The organism is Alistipes sp. CAG:29, from assembly GCF_000435435.1.
Taxonomy (GTDB): Bacteria; Bacteroidota; Bacteroidia; order Bacteroidales; family Rikenellaceae; genus Alistipes; species Alistipes onderdonkii.
This window is the reverse complement of record NZ_FR893467.1, coordinates 27,881-43,549: the sequence shown is the minus strand read 5'-3', so window position 1 is coordinate 43,549 and position 15,669 is coordinate 27,881. Positions and strand designations below refer to the sequence as shown.

13 protein-coding genes and 1 pseudogene are annotated in these 15,669 nt (G+C 60.3%); 9 read left to right on the top strand and 5 right to left on the bottom strand.

All coding sequences use genetic code 11. The annotated features are described in order from the left end of the window. The 6 genes and pseudogenes from QVP03_RS07495 to QVP03_RS07470 form a co-directional block, all read left to right on the top strand. A pseudogene (locus tag QVP03_RS07495) lies at positions 1–218 on the top strand (hypothetical protein); the annotation flags it as partial. Positions 219–482: 264 nt separating this feature from the next. Then, positions 483–860, top strand: a complete 378-nt coding sequence (locus QVP03_RS07490) for a hypothetical protein (RefSeq protein ID WP_141405336.1) — start codon at positions 483–485, stop codon at positions 858–860. A gap of 9 nt (positions 861–869) precedes the next feature. Continuing rightward, entirely contained in the window at positions 870–1,616 is a 747-nt protein-coding gene (gene trmB / locus QVP03_RS07485; RefSeq protein WP_022332888.1) for a tRNA (guanosine(46)-N7)-methyltransferase TrmB, read from the top strand. A gap of 294 nt (positions 1,617–1,910) precedes the next feature. Next, positions 1,911–2,861 carry a DUF6624 domain-containing protein gene (locus QVP03_RS07480; protein WP_022332887.1) on the top strand — a complete coding sequence of 317 codons (951 nt, stop codon included), beginning with the start codon at positions 1,911–1,913 and terminating at the stop codon, positions 2,859–2,861. Positions 2,862–2,893: 32 nt separating this feature from the next. Next, the gene (locus QVP03_RS07475; RefSeq protein ID WP_117507190.1) at positions 2,894–3,268 is read left to right on the top strand and encodes a BlaI/MecI/CopY family transcriptional regulator; all 375 of its coding nucleotides are present in this window, start codon (positions 2,894–2,896) and stop codon (positions 3,266–3,268) included. A 30-nt stretch (positions 3,269–3,298) separates the two neighbouring features. Further along, positions 3,299–5,872, top strand: coding sequence for a M56 family metallopeptidase (locus tag QVP03_RS07470; protein ID WP_022332885.1), 2,574 nt, complete (start codon positions 3,299–3,301; stop codon positions 5,870–5,872). Between the two features lie 233 nt (positions 5,873–6,105). Here QVP03_RS07470 and QVP03_RS07465 read toward each other — a convergent pair whose 3' ends face one another. Next, complete coding sequence (locus tag QVP03_RS07465) at positions 6,106–7,200, bottom strand: alkaline phosphatase (RefSeq protein WP_022332884.1); 1,095 nt, start codon at positions 7,198–7,200, stop codon at positions 6,106–6,108. 71 nt (positions 7,201–7,271) lie between these two features. On the opposite strand from QVP03_RS07465, the gene ung reads away from it, so the two are divergent. Next, complete coding sequence (gene ung / locus QVP03_RS07460) at positions 7,272–7,934, top strand: uracil-DNA glycosylase (RefSeq protein ID WP_022332883.1); 663 nt, start codon at positions 7,272–7,274, stop codon at positions 7,932–7,934. A 34-nt stretch (positions 7,935–7,968) separates the two neighbouring features. Then, positions 7,969–8,865, top strand: coding sequence for a 1,4-dihydroxy-2-naphthoate polyprenyltransferase (locus QVP03_RS07455; protein WP_022332882.1), 897 nt, complete (start codon positions 7,969–7,971; stop codon positions 8,863–8,865). A gap of 71 nt (positions 8,866–8,936) precedes the next feature. On the opposite strand, the gene QVP03_RS07450 is transcribed toward QVP03_RS07455, so the two are convergent. The 3 genes from QVP03_RS07450 to metK all read right to left on the bottom strand — a co-directional run bounded on the left by QVP03_RS07450 (position 8,937) and on the right by metK (position 12,799). After that, positions 8,937–9,797, bottom strand: a complete 861-nt coding sequence (locus tag QVP03_RS07450) for a sigma-70 family RNA polymerase sigma factor (protein WP_010266169.1) — start codon at positions 9,795–9,797, stop codon at positions 8,937–8,939. Between the two features lie 60 nt (positions 9,798–9,857). Next, positions 9,858–11,330, bottom strand: coding sequence for a Do family serine endopeptidase (locus QVP03_RS07445; RefSeq protein ID WP_022332881.1), 1,473 nt, complete (start codon positions 11,328–11,330; stop codon positions 9,858–9,860). Positions 11,331–11,494: 164 nt separating this feature from the next. Next, complete coding sequence (gene metK / locus QVP03_RS07440) at positions 11,495–12,799, bottom strand: methionine adenosyltransferase (protein ID WP_022332880.1); 1,305 nt, start codon at positions 12,797–12,799, stop codon at positions 11,495–11,497. A gap of 215 nt (positions 12,800–13,014) precedes the next feature. Between metK and QVP03_RS07435 the strand changes: the two genes are divergently transcribed. Next, the gene (locus QVP03_RS07435; RefSeq protein ID WP_022332879.1) at positions 13,015–13,410 is read left to right on the top strand and encodes a hypothetical protein; all 396 of its coding nucleotides are present in this window, start codon (positions 13,015–13,017) and stop codon (positions 13,408–13,410) included. 193 nt (positions 13,411–13,603) lie between these two features. Here QVP03_RS07435 and QVP03_RS07430 read toward each other — a convergent pair whose 3' ends face one another. Further along, positions 13,604–15,637 (bottom strand): transketolase family protein, encoded by a 2,034-nt coding sequence (locus tag QVP03_RS07430; RefSeq protein ID WP_022332878.1) that lies wholly within the window; start codon positions 15,635–15,637, stop codon positions 13,604–13,606. Positions 15,638–15,669 lie beyond the last annotated feature (32 nt).

Sequence of the window (15,669 nt, the reverse complement as noted above, 5' to 3'; positions counted from 1 at the left end):
GCCCCCGCCGCAACGGGAACCGCAATGAGGCAGCTCCCCGCAACAATGGCAACGGCAACAACGGAGGCAACAACGGCGCAGAGGGCAATACAAACGGCGGGGAACGCCGCGAAGGTGGCAACAGGCGCAACAACCGCAACCGCCGCCGTCCGGGAGGCGAACGCCGCGAAGGGAGCAGCGACAACGGCAGCGGAAGCAACGGGGGTTCAAACGAATAGACGGTGATACGGGCACGTGACATAGCGGCACGTCGCGCAGCAGCCGGAACGCTTCGGCAGACGGCCGGCATTCCGGGTAGCACTGCCACGCAGGCCGGCGCAATGCAGCCCTGTACGACACAACCCGGCACAACGTGGTTCCATACGCCGAGGTCGGGCAGGGCAGCGTCCGGCACAGCCGCATACCGGGATCGGACGGGCAGCGCATTCCGGAAAGTCCGTCGGGCAGTACTCCTTTCCACCGCGGCCTTTGCCGCAGGCTGCGTGTCACCCCACGGAGCCGCGGTGACCGATGTGAATGCCTCGGGCTGGGACGCACCCGCCGCCATCGTCTTCACCAACACCGATACGACGACGCTGCGTGACATGGATTTGTTCCTGCGCTACGACGACCGCATGGATGAAGACACGCTGACGGTACGCATAGCAGTCGTCACACCCGATTCGCTCCGGCACGAAGAGGCTTTCCGGCTCGCACTCCCGGCCGCGCACACTCCGGCCGCCCTGTCGCGCGAGGCCGACCTCCCCTATCGCCGCCGCATCCGTTTCGCCCGCACGGGCGACTACTGCATAACCGTCACACCCGGCCGCCCGGTGAAGGGCATCGAGGCCGTCGGCATAAATATCGTAAAAAGCGAATAAGAGACAACAATGGGCAAGGACAAGCTCCGCAAGTTCCGCGAGAACCTGACTTTCGACTGTTTCATACAACCCGAATTCGACGAGGTATTCCGTTGCGACCACCCGCTCAAAGGGCATTGGCGCAGCGACTTTTTCCATAACGACAACCCGATCGTACTCGAATTGGGCTGCGGCAAGGGCGAATATACCGTAGCGCTGGCCGAGCGCGACCCGTCGCGCAATTTCATCGGCATCGACATCAAGGGCGCACGCATGTGGCGGGGCGCCAAAACCGCCACCGACCGCAGGATGCCCAACGTGGGGTTCCTGCGCACGCGCATCGAGTTTATCAACGGCCTGTTCGCCGAGGGCGAGGTCGACGAGATATGGATCACCTTCCCCGACCCGCAACTCAAGAGCCGCCGGGCGAAGAAACGCCTCACCTCGCCGCTTTTCCTCGGATATTACGCCCGCATACTGTCCCCCGACGGATGGATCAACCTCAAGACCGATTCGAAACATCTGTTCGGCTATACGAACGAGGTGGTGCGCCGCTACGGGCTGCCATGCGAAGTCTCGAACGCCGACATCTACGGCACGGGCTACGCCGACGAGGTGCTGTCGGTTAAGACCGCCTACGAGAAACGATTCCTCGAAATGGGGCTTCCGATCACCTACACCCGTTTTTCGCTCGCCGGGCGCCACGAATTCCCGTGGTTCGACTGGGAAGAGGACGAGAAGGCGGAGAAGGACAACGAAGAGGCACGGCTGGGCTGACTCCCTGAAGGAGCATTCCGCCACCGCCGGCAGCCTCCCCCGTCCGGCAATCCGGCGGTTCGTTTGCGCCTGCGCACCCGGTTTTCCGGCAACAAACCTGCCCCGGCAGCCGGCCTTCGCGCCACAATGCAGACAGGGGACTCCCCGGAAATTCCCAAACAAGGTTACATCGCATATCGCATGTTAATATAGGTATTCTGCTTTTTGGGCGCTATCTACTAATTTTTTAGAAGAAATATTTGTTGATCTAAAAAATTAGTAGTAAACTTGTGTCGAGTTTAAATCATAATGCTCATGGAAAAGCGCATGTATATCGCCCTGATTTTTGTCGCAGCCTTCTTGTGCTCATACGCACAGCAAAGCGACAAGAGCACCTACCTCGCGCACATCCGCCAAGCCGACTCGCTCTACATGGCCGGCGACCCCGCCGGCGCGAGCCGGGCATTCGAAGCAGCCTTCTATCAGACAGAACACATACAACCCTATCATTTATACAATGCAGCTTGCGCTGCGGCTAAAGCCGGAGACAACGGGCTGGCTTTCGACCGGTTATTCAAACGCATAGCCCTTGAAAAGGAATGGTATTCCGATCGCATCGAAACCGACGGAGATCTACAACCGCTGCATGCCGACACACGTTGGCAGCTACTCCTCGACACGCTCACAGCGCGGCAACACCGCGCTGAACGCGACTTCGACATACCGTTGCGCAGGAAATTGCAGCAGATCGCCGCGAGCGACCAGCAGGTACGCACGGCCTATATCCGGGCCATAGAATCGGGTGCAAACGGCATCGTGACGGACTCGCTGATCGCAGAGATGCAGCGCACGGACAGTTTGAACCTGCGGGAAATCTCGTCTATTCTCGACAGTCGGGGCTGGGTAGGTAAAACGAAGGTCGGCGACGCATGCACGGCATTCTTCCTTGTCATCCAGCATTCCGATCCGGCAATACAGGAGCGTTACCTGCCCCTGCTGAGGCAGGGAGCGGTGCTGGGGGACATCCAGCCTTTGCAGGTCGCCATGCTCGAGGATCGCATAGCCGTCAGCAAAGGAGAACCGCAGCGTTACGGATCACAGGTGCTCCGGCATGGCGACGGCAGTTATTACATAGCCCCGTTGCTCGACGCGGAACGCGTGGACGAGTGGCGCAGAGAGGTCGGCATGGGGCCTGTCGCGGAATACCTCAAACGTTGGGGTATCCAATGGCCGGCGCCGGAGGGCTGCAACCGCGCTGGAAACTGAATGACATCGAAAACGAACTAAAAACCACTACCATGGAGAATAAACAACCGGAACTCACACGCGGCGAAGAGGAGATCATGCAGATACTCTGGAGGCTGGGCGATGCGGTGGTCAACGAGATCATCGCCCAGACAAAAGAACCCCGCCCGAAATACACCACAGTCGCGACCTTCCTCAAAATCCTCGAAAACAAAGGTTTCGTCAACCACACGCCCGAGGGCAAAAGCCACCGCTACTATCCGGCCGTAAGCCGCGAAGAGTACGCACGCGGGGTCATGTCGTCGGTACTGTCGTCCTATTTCGACGGCTCGCTGGCACAGATGGTCTCGTTCTTCTCGCGCCATGAGGACATCTCGGTCACAGAGATGGAGGAGATTCTCCAAATCATGCAGAACGCCCGCAAATAACCGCCCGCTCCGCCCCAAGCCCTTCCGACCATGAAAACACTGGCCATATATGCCCTCGAAGTCCTCGCATGCAGCGGCGTGCTGTTAGCGGCCTACGCCATCCTGCTCGAACGCAGGGTGAAATTCCGTTGGTGCCGCCTGTACCTGCTCGCCACGACGGCCGTAGCCGCACTGATCCCCCTGCTCCGCATTCCCGTATGGCCGGGGCGGATCATCGTGGCGACCCCGACCGTAACTGCGCCTGCCCCGGGCGACTGGACGGCCGAAGTGCTGCCCGACGCCGAGGCGCACGCCATCACGCCCGGGCATCTGTGCCTGGGGCTTTACCTGGCGGGCGCAGCCCTGATCCTCGGCATCATGTTGTGGCAGGTATTCCGTATCCGGCGCCTCCGGCGCGGCGCGGAGGTCACCCGTACGGGCAAATACAAGATCGTGCGCACGCGGCAGGAGATCGCTTCGTTCTCGTTTTTCCGCACAATCTACATCTGGACCGCAACACCCGCAGCGGAGATGGGGGCGATCCTGGCCCATGAATCGAGCCACATAGCCCACCGCCACTCCCTCGAGCGGATCGTCATGGAAACCATGAAAGCCGCCCTGTGGTGGAACCCCTTCGTATGGATCGCCGCACGGCGGCTGACCGAGGCCGAGGAGTTCGAGGCCGACAGCGACGTACTCACGAGCGGCTATGACAGGGCCGAATACATGCAAACGATCTTCAAGCAGCTTTTCGGTTATAGTCCGGAAATAGCCAACGGGCTGCGTAACTCACTTACTAAAAAACGCTTTAAAATGATGACTACGCAGACAAAAAGCAGGCACAGCCTGCTCCGGCTGGCAGGTACGCTGCCAGCCCTGATCGGGCTCCTGTGCGCATTCTCTTTCACTACGCGCGCCGCAGTGATCGTCGCCCCGGCAACCGGCACCGGTATCGAAACCGCTCCCGGGCAGGAAACACAGCATGCCGGAGATGAAAAAAAGGACAAGTCATGCAGGGTGTCGATAGATGTCCGGAACAAGGACAAAGGGGCACTCCCGGGCGCCATCGTACAGGTCGTAGGTACGACACAGGGCACTGTGACCAATGCGGACGGACATGCCGAGATCACCGTCCCGGACGGCAGCAAACTTTTGGTAAGCTATCCCGGCTACGAATCGGCAACGGTCGATACGAAGCGGCATAGCCAAAAGGAGGCCACCGTCGTCGTCTTGCAGCGAACTGAAAACAAGGCCGCAACAAGTTCGTCGGACGAAGGAGCGACCACCACCGAGAAACAGGTCGCCGTAACGGTACTAAAGGATGGCGACCCCCTGCCCGGAGCAGTGATAACGATAAAGGACACGCAAAAAGGCGTTGTCACCGATAAATCGGGACATGCGGAAATCTACGCTCCGCAGGGATCAATACTCACAGTCGCCTACGTCGGTTGCAAACCCCACCTGCTGGAGGTCGGAGAGGCAGCCCGGCAGTTTACCGGGATCACGCTGGAATCCGAAACCCCGGGGACACCGGTGCTTTCGGCCCAGACCGGCAAACCGCTCTGGGTGGTCGACGGAATCAAGGTAAACCCGGATTTCATAAACAAGCTCGATCCGAGCCGCATCGAAAACATAACGGTACTCAAAGACCAATCCGCCGTAGCGACCTACGGGCAGGAAGCCCGCAACGGCGTAGTAATCATAACGACCAAAGGTGATACGGCCCTGCCCACCCCGGGGGACGCCCGCCAGGAGACTGGAAACGCCACGACACAGGCCGAGTTTCAGGACGGCAGCATCCGCGAAACCGGGGAAACGGAGGACGACCAGCCGTTCCTGATCGCCGAGACCATGCCCTTGTTCCCGATGCAGGAGGGCGGCAACCCGGGATACGGTGACCTCAACACTTTTCGCGCATGGGTGCAGAAAAACATAAAATACCCCGCCGAGGCATTCAAGAACGGGGAACAGGGGCGTGTCGTCCTGTCGTTCGTCGTCGAAAAGGACGGCTCGGTAAGCAACATCCAGATTCTTCAAACCCCCGGCAAGGCATTCTCGGAAGAGACGCGGCGCGTCGTCGCAGCTTCGCCCAAATGGAAACCGGGCGAACAGCGCGGCGAAAAGGTGCGTGTGAGATATACGCTGCCCGTTGATTTCAGAATAACTGCTACGGCACAGGACACTAAGACCAGTGAAAACAAAAGTTCCGGGGAAGAACCGTTCCTGGTGGTGGATACCCCGCCGCAATTCAACGGCGGTGACATCAACGAATTCCGCCGGTGGGTACAAATGAACGTGAAATACCCGGCGGAAGCCCTCAGCAAAAACATTTACGGGAAAGTCCTGGTCACGTTCGTCATCGAGAAGGACGGCTCGGTGGGCAATGCCGAAATATTCAAATCGCCCGATAAATCCCTTGCGGACGAGGTACTGCGCGTCATCGGCAAATCCCCGAAATGGACGCCCGGCAAACAGCGCGGAGAGGCCGTACGCGTAAAATTCGGCATGCCGGTAGACTTCGCTGTCCAGACATCCGAAGGCATCCTCCACGACAAGGACACCGCACAGCGGGAAGGTGACATGGAAGAGATTTTAGTAGTCGGCTATGGCACCCAAAAAAAGTAGGCTTTCCGAAGCATCGCACCAACCATAAGCAGCAAACGGCGTCCACCCCGAGTTCAGTGGACGCCGTTTGTATTTAATACGGGGCGGAACCGGAGCCGTTTGCCGCCGGGCGGCGCAGCAATTCTCCGAAACAGCATCACCCGTGCAGGCAGGGCGTAATTCCCGGCCCCCGTTCACCGGACAATGGCATGACCTTCCGGTGGGGCCGCACCGGGCGCGCTGCACAAAAACGGCTACTCCTTCCCGAGGAGCGCCATGACCCGCCGGGCGAGTTGCGTGTTGTCCATTATTCCAGCAATATGCCCCGCACCCGTACCATAAAGGTAAACGGGGACGTAGGTCGCCGTGTGGCTTTTGGATCCGAAAACATATCGGATACCGCTCTCGGAGCGGGTAAAATCACCGTCGCAGCTCGGGATGGCGAGCCCCCCGGTTTCATGGTCGGCCGTCACTACGACCAGCGTCCCCGGCGTGCGGTCGGCAAAGTCCATCGCCGCAGCCACGGCACGCTCGAAATCGCGCATTTCGGCCAGTATCTTCTCCGCATCGTTACCATGCGACGCACCGTCGATTAGCGAGCCCTCGACCATCAGCACAAAGCCGCGGCCGACGGAATCGGCATTATGGGCGAGTATTTCCAGTGCCTTCTGCGTGGCGCAGCGCAGGTAATCTTCGCGCCGGATCGTCTTCGGGATATTTTCATCGGTCACGGCACACAGCAACCGTCCCGCACGAACCGGCTCCGCCTCTTCGAGCGAACCGACGACCGCATAGCCGCGGCGGCCGAACGCATCACGATACGAACCGCCCTCGGGGGACTCCTTTTCGAGCCGCCTGCCGGCACCTATGAGCACGTCGATATTGCTCGCCAGCAGGTCGCGCGTAATGGCCTTTTCGTCGCCCCGATCCGGAACATGCGCGTAAAACGCAGCAGGGGTGGCATGCTGGAGATGGCATTTCACGGCAATCCCCGCAGGCATCCCTTCGGCCACCGCCCACTCGATGAGCGACTGCAGACGCCCGCCCCGGGGATCCAGCCCCAACGTACCGTTATTCGTCTTGCTCCCACATGCCAGCGCCGTCCCCGCAGCCGCGGAATCCGTCACCCGGTTGTTGGCCGAATAGGTCGAGATCAGGGCAATACCCTGTGCCCGGTCGAAAGCCGTCGGGGCATAGCCGCCTTCGACGGCGAGCATCGAAACATGCGCCAGGCCCATGCCGTCGCCGATCATATAAATCACATTGCGGACACTGTCGGCGGGTTCCGCAGCCGCTGCGCGGCCCGCTCCGAGCAGGCACAACGCCAGAAACAAAAATGCTTTCTTCATATCCTCGTGCAAAGATAACAGGAATCTGCCAACTTTTTACTACATTTACACCACTTTAACCACCTTGCAACATGGATGTAAAGATCGCCCCCGACTGGAAAGAGCTGCTCTCTCCCGAATTCGAGAAACCTTATTTCGCCGCCCTTACGCAATTCGTACGGCAGGAATATGCCACGCACCGCATCTACCCGCGCGGCAGCAATATCTTCCGGGCCTTCGACAAATGCCCCTTCGACAAACTGAAGGTCGTCATCATCGGCCAGGATCCCTACCACGGCCCCGGGCAGGCCAACGGGCTCTGCTTCTCGGTAGGCGACGGCGTGCCGTTCCCGCCCTCGTTGCAAAACATCTTCAAGGAGGTTTCCGACGACACCGGGACACCCATCCCCCTGACGGGCAACCTCGACCGCTGGGCCGAGCAGGGAGTACTGCTCCTGAACGCCGTGCTGACCGTCCGCGCCCACGAGGCAGCCTCGCACGCCGGGCATGGGTGGGAAACCTTCACCGACGCCGTGGTACGCGCCATCGCCCAGCGCAAGCAGGGTATCGTCTACATGCTCTGGGGCAGCTATGCACAGAAAAAAGGCGCCATCGCCGACCCGCAGCGCAACTGCATACTCAAGGCCGTGCATCCCTCGCCGCTGTCGGTCTACCGCGGGTTCTTCGGCTGCCGCCATTTCTCGCGCGCCAACGAATACCTCCGCAGCGTGGGGCAGGAACCCATCGTGTGGTAAATCCGGGATAGCCCCGCGCCCACAAACCGAAACGATGACTACAAAAGAGATACGCACCGATTCCCTGCGGGCATGGCTGCTTGCGGCACGTCCCAAGACTCTGACCGGAGCCGCCGTCCCGGTGATGCTGGGCTGCGGCCTTGCGGCGGCGGACGGCGGGTTCGTCCTCTTGCCCGCGGTACTCTGCCTCGCATTCGCCTTGCTGATGCAGATCGACGCCAACCTGATAAACGACCTGTGGGATTACCTGAAAGGCTCCGACGGGGAAGACCGCCTCGGGCCTGAACGCGCCTGCGCCCAGGGGTGGATCACCCCGAAGTCCATGCGGCTGGGCATCGCCGCAACCACACTCGCCGCCTGCGCCGCGGGCTGCGGGCTCATCGCCTACGGGGGCTGGTGGCTCATCGCCGTCGGCGCCGCCTGCGTCCTCTTCGCATTCCTCTACACGGCCGGGCCCTATCCGCTGGCCTACCACGGCTGGGGCGACATGCTCGTATTGCTTTTCTTCGGATTCGTCCCCGTCGGCTGCACGTACTACGTCCTCTGCGGCGGCTGGACATGGCAGGTGGCGGTCGTCGCGGCAGCCTGCGGCCTGGTGATCGACACACTGCTGATGGTCAACAACTACCGTGACCGCGAGCAGGATGCCCGCAGCGGCAAACGGACGCTCGTCGTCCGCCTGGGCGAACGGGCAGGACAACGGCTCTACCTGCTGTCGGGATTCGCCGCCGCAGCGCTCTGCCTCGGGCTTTGGGGCGACGGGCGGACATGGGCGGCACTCCTGCCGCTGCTCTACCTGCCGCCGCATGTCGCTGCATGGCGCCGCATGATACGGATCGGCCGCGGCCGCGAACTGAACGCCGTCCTGGGCGCCACGTCACGCAATATCCTGTTGTTCGGCCTGCTGCTCACACTCGGATTGTTGCTGTAAGGGGAAGCGAAAGGCACAAAAAAATCCCGGACTAACTGATTTAGTCCGGGATTTTACGACGACAATACCGTTTACCCAAGATAGGATTTCAGCAGTTTCGACCGCGACGAGTGGCGCAGGCGGCGGATCGCCTTCTCCTTGATCTGGCGCACGCGTTCGCGCGTCAGGTCGAATTTCTCGCCGATCTCCTCGAGGGTCATCTCCGACGTCCCGATACCGAAGAAATACTTGATGATGTCGCGTTCACGTTCCGTAAGGGTCTCGAGCGCACGGTCGACCTCGGTCGAAAGCGACTCGTTGATCAGCCCCCTGTCGGCATTGGGCGAATCGGGGTTCACCAGCACGTCGAGCAGCGAGTTGTCCTCGCCGTCGGCGAACGGGGCATCGACCGAGACGTGGCGGCCGGCGACACGCAGCGTGTCGGTGACCTTCTCCTTGGGGAGTTCCAACTCCGTGGCCAGTTCCTCGGGCGACGGGGTGCGCTCATGCTCCTGCTCGAAGCGGGCGAATGCCTTGTTGATCTTGTTGAGCGACCCCACCTGGTTGAGCGGCAGGCGCACGATGCGCGACTGCTCGGCCAAAGCCTGAAGGATCGACTGGCGAATCCACCATACGGCATACGAGATGAACTTGAAGCCGCGGGTTTCGTCGAACTTCTCGGCAGCCTTGATAAGGCCCAGGTTACCTTCGTTGATCAGGTCGGGAAGGCTCAGTCCCTGGTTCTGGTATTGCTTGGCTACGGAGACCACGAAGCGCAGATTGGCTTTGGTCAGTTTCTCCAGGGCTTCCTGGTCTCCCTTCTTGATTCGTTGGGCGAGTTCCACCTCCTCTTCGACCGTGATGAGCTCCTCCTTGCCGATCTCCTGCAAGTACTTGTCCAGCGAGGCGCTTTCGCGGTTGGTGATGGACTTTGTAATCTTTAATTGACGCATGTTCTTATTTAACTTCCTAAAAAATTAGCTTCTCAAACAAAACCCGCCCGGGTCGTCCTGCTATTCCACAAGCACGTAGCTTGCAGCACGGCCGTTGGGATAGATACCGTCGATCGAACGCACCTTGTCGGTCATGCGCTCCATGTCGGAGAGCGAGTAGACCGGACGGTCGTTGATGTGGGTAATCACAAATCCCTGCTTAACGCGGGCGCGGGCCAGAATTCCGTCGGCCTTGATGCCGACCACCTGCACGCCGCCCTTGATATCGAGCTCACGGCAGAGTTTGGCGCCCGCATCGGCGAACTTACCTCCGAGAACCTCGACCATATCGACGTCTTCTTTGGTAATTAATTCCGTTTTACCTGCTTTATTACGCAATGTAACGTCAATTTGTTTCACCTTGCCGTCTCTTTTTACCGATAATTTAACCTTATCGTTGGGTCGGCGGCGACCGATCTGCTCGGAGAGCGTCGCATTGTCGTTGATCTTCACGCCGTCGATGTCCAGGATGACGTCGCCCTTGCGGATACCGGCCTCCGAAGCCGAACCGCCTTCGACGACGCTGCTGACATAGGCGCCGCCCAGTTCCTTGATGCCGGTCTCCTCACCCATGTTGTCGATGAAGTCCTGGTCGACGATGCCATAGCGGATTCCCAGCAGCGCACGCTGCACGATGCCGTACTCCTTCAGGTCGACGACCACCTTGCGGACGATCGACTCGGGGATGGCGAACGAATAACCCACGTAGCTGCCCGTCTGCGATTTGATCAGCGTGTTGATACCCACCAGTTCGCCGTGCGTATTGACCAGCGCACCGCCCGAATTGCCCGGGTTCACCGCGGCATCGGTCTGGATGAAAGCCTCGATGCTGAAATCGTTGGGAATCACGCCCAGGTTACGCGCCTTGGCGCTCACGATGCCGGCCGTGATGGTCGATTGCAGGTCGAAAGGCGAACCGATCGCCAGCACCCACTCGCCCAGGCGCAGTGCGTCCGACGAACCGAACGGCACGGTCGGCAGGTCGGCGGCCTCGATTTTCAGCAGCGCAAGGTCGGTCGCCGAGTCCTTGCCGATGAGCTTGGCCTCGAACGTGCGGCCGTCGTTGAGCTTCACTTTGAGCTTCGAGGCCCCGTCCACGACGTGGTTGTTGGTGACGACATAGCCGTCCTCGGAGATGATGACACCCGAACCGCCGGCACGCTGCTCGCGGAACTGCGGCCCTTCGTCATACCCCTGCGGGATACCGAAGAACTCCAGGAACGGGTCGTAACCCCGGCGCCGGGGCATCTCCACCTGCTGCACGGCCTCGATGTTGACGACGGCTTTCACCGCGTTCTCGGCGGCGTACGTCAGGTCGGGGTACTGCTCGGCCTGGTATGACGTAAAATGTGTTCCCAGCGCGGGCGTACGTTCCACCTCACGCTCGATATATTGCACCGAACCCTCGCGGGGCGCGGCAACTTTCCAAGCCGTAAATCCGCCTGCTGCGGCCGACACGGCAACTACTCCTAAAATTAAAAATGCCTTTTTCATAATCACTAATTGGTTCAATAAATTAATCAGAGGCAACTTCCGCCATAGGCTATTAATTTTTTATTTCGTAGGACAAACGAACTAAAACGTCCGGTTAGTATGCGGATATAGGCAAAAATCGGGACATCCGCGCCGAATGTCCCGATCTGCCGTGTCCCGGAGCGTTACAGCCCGAACTCTTTACGGATGCAATCCACCGCGTCGAGCTTCTCCCATCCGAAATACTCGATCTCGCGTTCCACTTCGCGGCCGTTCTCCCAGACCTTCTCGACCTGCTTATAAGGACGGTTGCCGAAATGCCCGTAGGAAGCCGTAGCCTCGAAGATCGGGTTCTTCAGCCCGAAGCGTTTCACGATCGCGGCGGGGCGCAGGTCGAAAAGCCTGCCAATGCGGCGGGCGATTTCGCCGTCGGTCATCCCCTCCAGCGCCGCGGGGCGGGGCGAACGGTACGTGTCGACGTAGATCGACAGCGGCTGGGCGATGCCGATGGCGTAGGACAACTCGACGAGCACTTCGTCGGCGACGCCTGCCGCCACCAGGTTCTTGGCGATATGCCGGGCAGCATAGGCCGCCGAGCGGTCTACCTTCGACGAATCCTTGCCCGAGAAAGCGCCGCCGCCGTGTGCGCCGCGGCCGCCGTAGGTATCGACGATGATCTTGCGCCCCGTGAGGCCGGTATCGCCGTGGGGGCCGCCGATCACGAATTTGCCCGTGGGATTCACGTGCAGGATGTAATCGTCGCCGATCAGACCGGCCAGCTTGTCGCCGGCCCGCTCCAGGCGCGCCTTGACGCGCGGGATGAGGATCGTGCGCACATCCTCGCGGATGCGCTCCTGCATCCGCTCCTCGGCCTCTTTCTCCGTGAGGCCGTTGCCGGGCAGTATAAACTCGTCGTGCTGCGTCGACACCACGATGGTGTGCACGCGCAGCGGTTTGTTCGTCCGCTCGTCGTACTCGATCGTCACCTGCGACTTCGAGTCGGGGCGCAGGTAAGTCATCACCTCGCCTTCACGGCGGATGACGGCCAGCTCCTTGAGGATGACGTGCGAGAGGATCAGCGTCGCAGGCATCATCTCGCGGGTCTCGTTGCAGGCATAACCGAACATGATGCCCTGGTCGCCGGCGCCCTGGTCTTCCTCGGCGGCACGCACGACGCCCTGGTTGATGTCGGACGACTGCTCGTGGATGGCCGACAGGATACCGCACGAATTGCAGTCGAACTGATACTCGCTCTTCGTGTAGCCGATGCGGTTGATGACGCGGCGCGCCACGCCCTGCACGTCGACATACGCATCCGAGCGCACCTCACCCGCCACGACCACCAGTCCGGTGGTGCACAGCGTTTCGCAGGCGACCTTCGAATTGGCATCACGACGCAGGAATTCGTCGAGGATGGCGTCGGAAATCTGGTCTGAAACTTTATCGGGGTGCCCCTCGGACACCGACTCCGATGTAAACAAAAAGCCCATTTTCATACATTTTTAATGGTTAAACGTATAAAATGGGAAAAATTGGCTGTTGGAATAAAAAATAAGCTGTTTTAGCAATTTTTTACTGTGGTTGCAATCAGTCAAATCTTTCCACATTTTCCCGCTTGACAGACGGGACTGCAAAGATACGCAGGATTTTCACAATATGCAAAAAAAACATACCTTTGCATCCGACAATTCTTAACACTCCGTATATGAAAAGATTTTTCCTCGCCGCACTGCTCCTGTGCGCCGCCGTGGCCTTCACAGGCTGCGACAGCGATGACGACGAGCTGTACGACACCCTCTCGGGGAGAGTCTGGGCGGGCGACCTGGGATTCTACCAGGACGGGCGCATCCCCCTGGAAAGCTATGTCTATTTCGGGGCGGACGGCTTCGGCACCGACGAGCTCCGCTACGCCGACACGGGGCGTTACCTCGACACGCTCAACATCCAGTGGGACGCCTACGACGACAAAATCTACATCAGCTACGGGCGGGCCGATTACCCGCGCGAACTGCGCAACGTATACATCCGCCGGGGCAGGCTGACAGGCGAACTTTTCATCGACGGGCAATACTACGACCGGGTCACACTCTACATGCAATAGGGCATTGCCCGGCAAAACCCGGACAGGCACCGATTCCGGGCTGCGCCCGACAGAAACGATCCAGGCAGGTTCCGGACTGCGGAATTCCGGTGTGACGACCGCCTTGCAAACAAGGCCCCGAATATGATTTCGGGGCCTTGTCCATTGTGTAATTCGGGCTCTCCGCACATTCGGGCGCGGGGAACCCGGGCGATTATTTACCGAGCAGCTTCTTGACCTCCGCAGCCACCGTGGCACCATTATAGCCGAACTTCTCGTCGAGCACCGTATAGGGCGCCGACCAGCCGAAGTGGTCGAGGCCGTGGATCATACCCTTCTCGCCCACAAGACCCATCAGGTTCACCGGAAGTCCCGATGTCAGACCGTAGCGGACAACGCCGGCAGGCAGGATGCCCTCCTGATAGGATTTGGGCTGGTCACGGAACAAGCCCTCGCTCGGGACATTCACCACGCGCACCGAAATACCTTCGGCAGCCAGCAGTTCGGCCCCTTCGACAAGCGTAGCGACCTCCGAACCGGTAGCCACCATGACGACCTCGGGTTTGGCCGAATCCATCACCACGTAACCGCCCTTCGAAACCTGCGCGGCCTCTTCGCGGCGGCTCGTACCCAATGCCGGCAGCGTTTTGATGTTCTGGCGCGAGAGCACGAGCGCCACGGGGCGGTGCTCCTCGACGGCCAGTTTCCAGGCCATGACCGTCTCATCGCCGTCAGCAGGACGCAGCACAAGCATCGAACGCTCGTCGTGATGGTTCTTCAGATGCTCCATCAGGCGTATCTGCGCCTCATGTTCGACGGGCTGGTGCGTCGGGCCATCCTCGCCCACGCGGAACGAGTCGTGTGTCCAGACATAGATCACGTGCAGGCGCATCAGCGCCGAAAGGCGCACGGCGGGTTTCATGTAGTCCGAAAAGACGAAGAACGTGCCGCAGGCCGGAATCACGCCGCCATGCAGCGCCATACCGTTGGCCACGCAGGCCATCGTCAGCTCCGAAACACCCGCCTGGAAGAACTTGCCGCTGAAGTCGCCCTTCGTGAAGGCCTTGGTCTTCTTGAGGAAACCGTCGGTCTTGTCCGAATTGGAGAGGTCGGCCGAAGCCACGATCATATTTTCGATCTTCTCGGCAAAGACGCCCAGCACCGTGGCCGATGCCGCCCGCGTCGCAACGCCGGCCTTTACCTCGATGGACTTATAGTCGATCTCGGGCAGGCGCCCCGAAAGGAACATGTCGAGCTTGCGGGCCAAGTCGCCGTGCTCGCCGCGCCACGTCTTCTCGACTCCGGCCTGGCGGGCAGCCCATGCACGGAGCGCTTCGCGGCGCTCAGCGAAGGCCTCGCGGCTCTCGTCGAACACGGAGAACGGGTTTTCGGGATCGCCCCCGAGGTTTTTCACCGTGGCGGCGAAATCGGCGCCAGCCGCCGTAAGCGGCTGCCCGTGGGTCGACACCTTGTCCTCGAAGCTTCCGCCGTCGGTAGCGCGGGCCCCCTTGCCCATGACCGTATGGCCGATGATGAGCGTCGGGCGTTCCGTTTCGGAATTGGCCGCCACGAGCGCCTCGCGGATTTCATTGATATTGTGCCCGTCGACCGACAGTACGTTCCAGCCCCAGGCTTCGTATTTCATGGCCACGTTCTCGGTGTCCACCTCATCGACCTTGGTCGAGAGCTGAATGTTGTTCGAATCGTAGTACATGATGAAGTTGCTCAACCCCAGATGCCCTGCGATGCGTCCCACGCCCTGCGAGATCTCCTCCTCGACGGCGCCGTCGGAGATATAGGCGTAGGTCTTGTGCGCCATCCACTCGCCGAAGCGGGCCGCCATGAACCGCTCCGCGATGGCAGCGCCCAGCGCCATGGCATGTCCCTGTCCGAGCGGGCCGGAGGTATTCTCCACACCGCGCATCACGTCCACCTCGGGGTGGCCGGGCGTCACGCTACCCCACTGGCGCAGCGATTGCAGGTCTTCGGTCGTATAGTATCCAGCCAGCGACAGCACCGAGTAGAGCATCGGCGACATATGCCCCGGATCGAGGAAGAAACGGTCGCGGTAGGGATAAGCCATGTTGTCGGGATCGTAGCGCAGGAATTCGGTATAGAGCACCGTCACGAAGTCGGCGCCGCCCATGGCGCCGCCGGGATGCCCCGATTTGGCTTTCTCGACCATGGCGGCCGAAAGGATACGGATATTGTCGGCCACACGGGTCAGTTTGGAATTGGTAGATGACATATCAGTCTGTGGTTTTATGGTTTTGTCTTAAG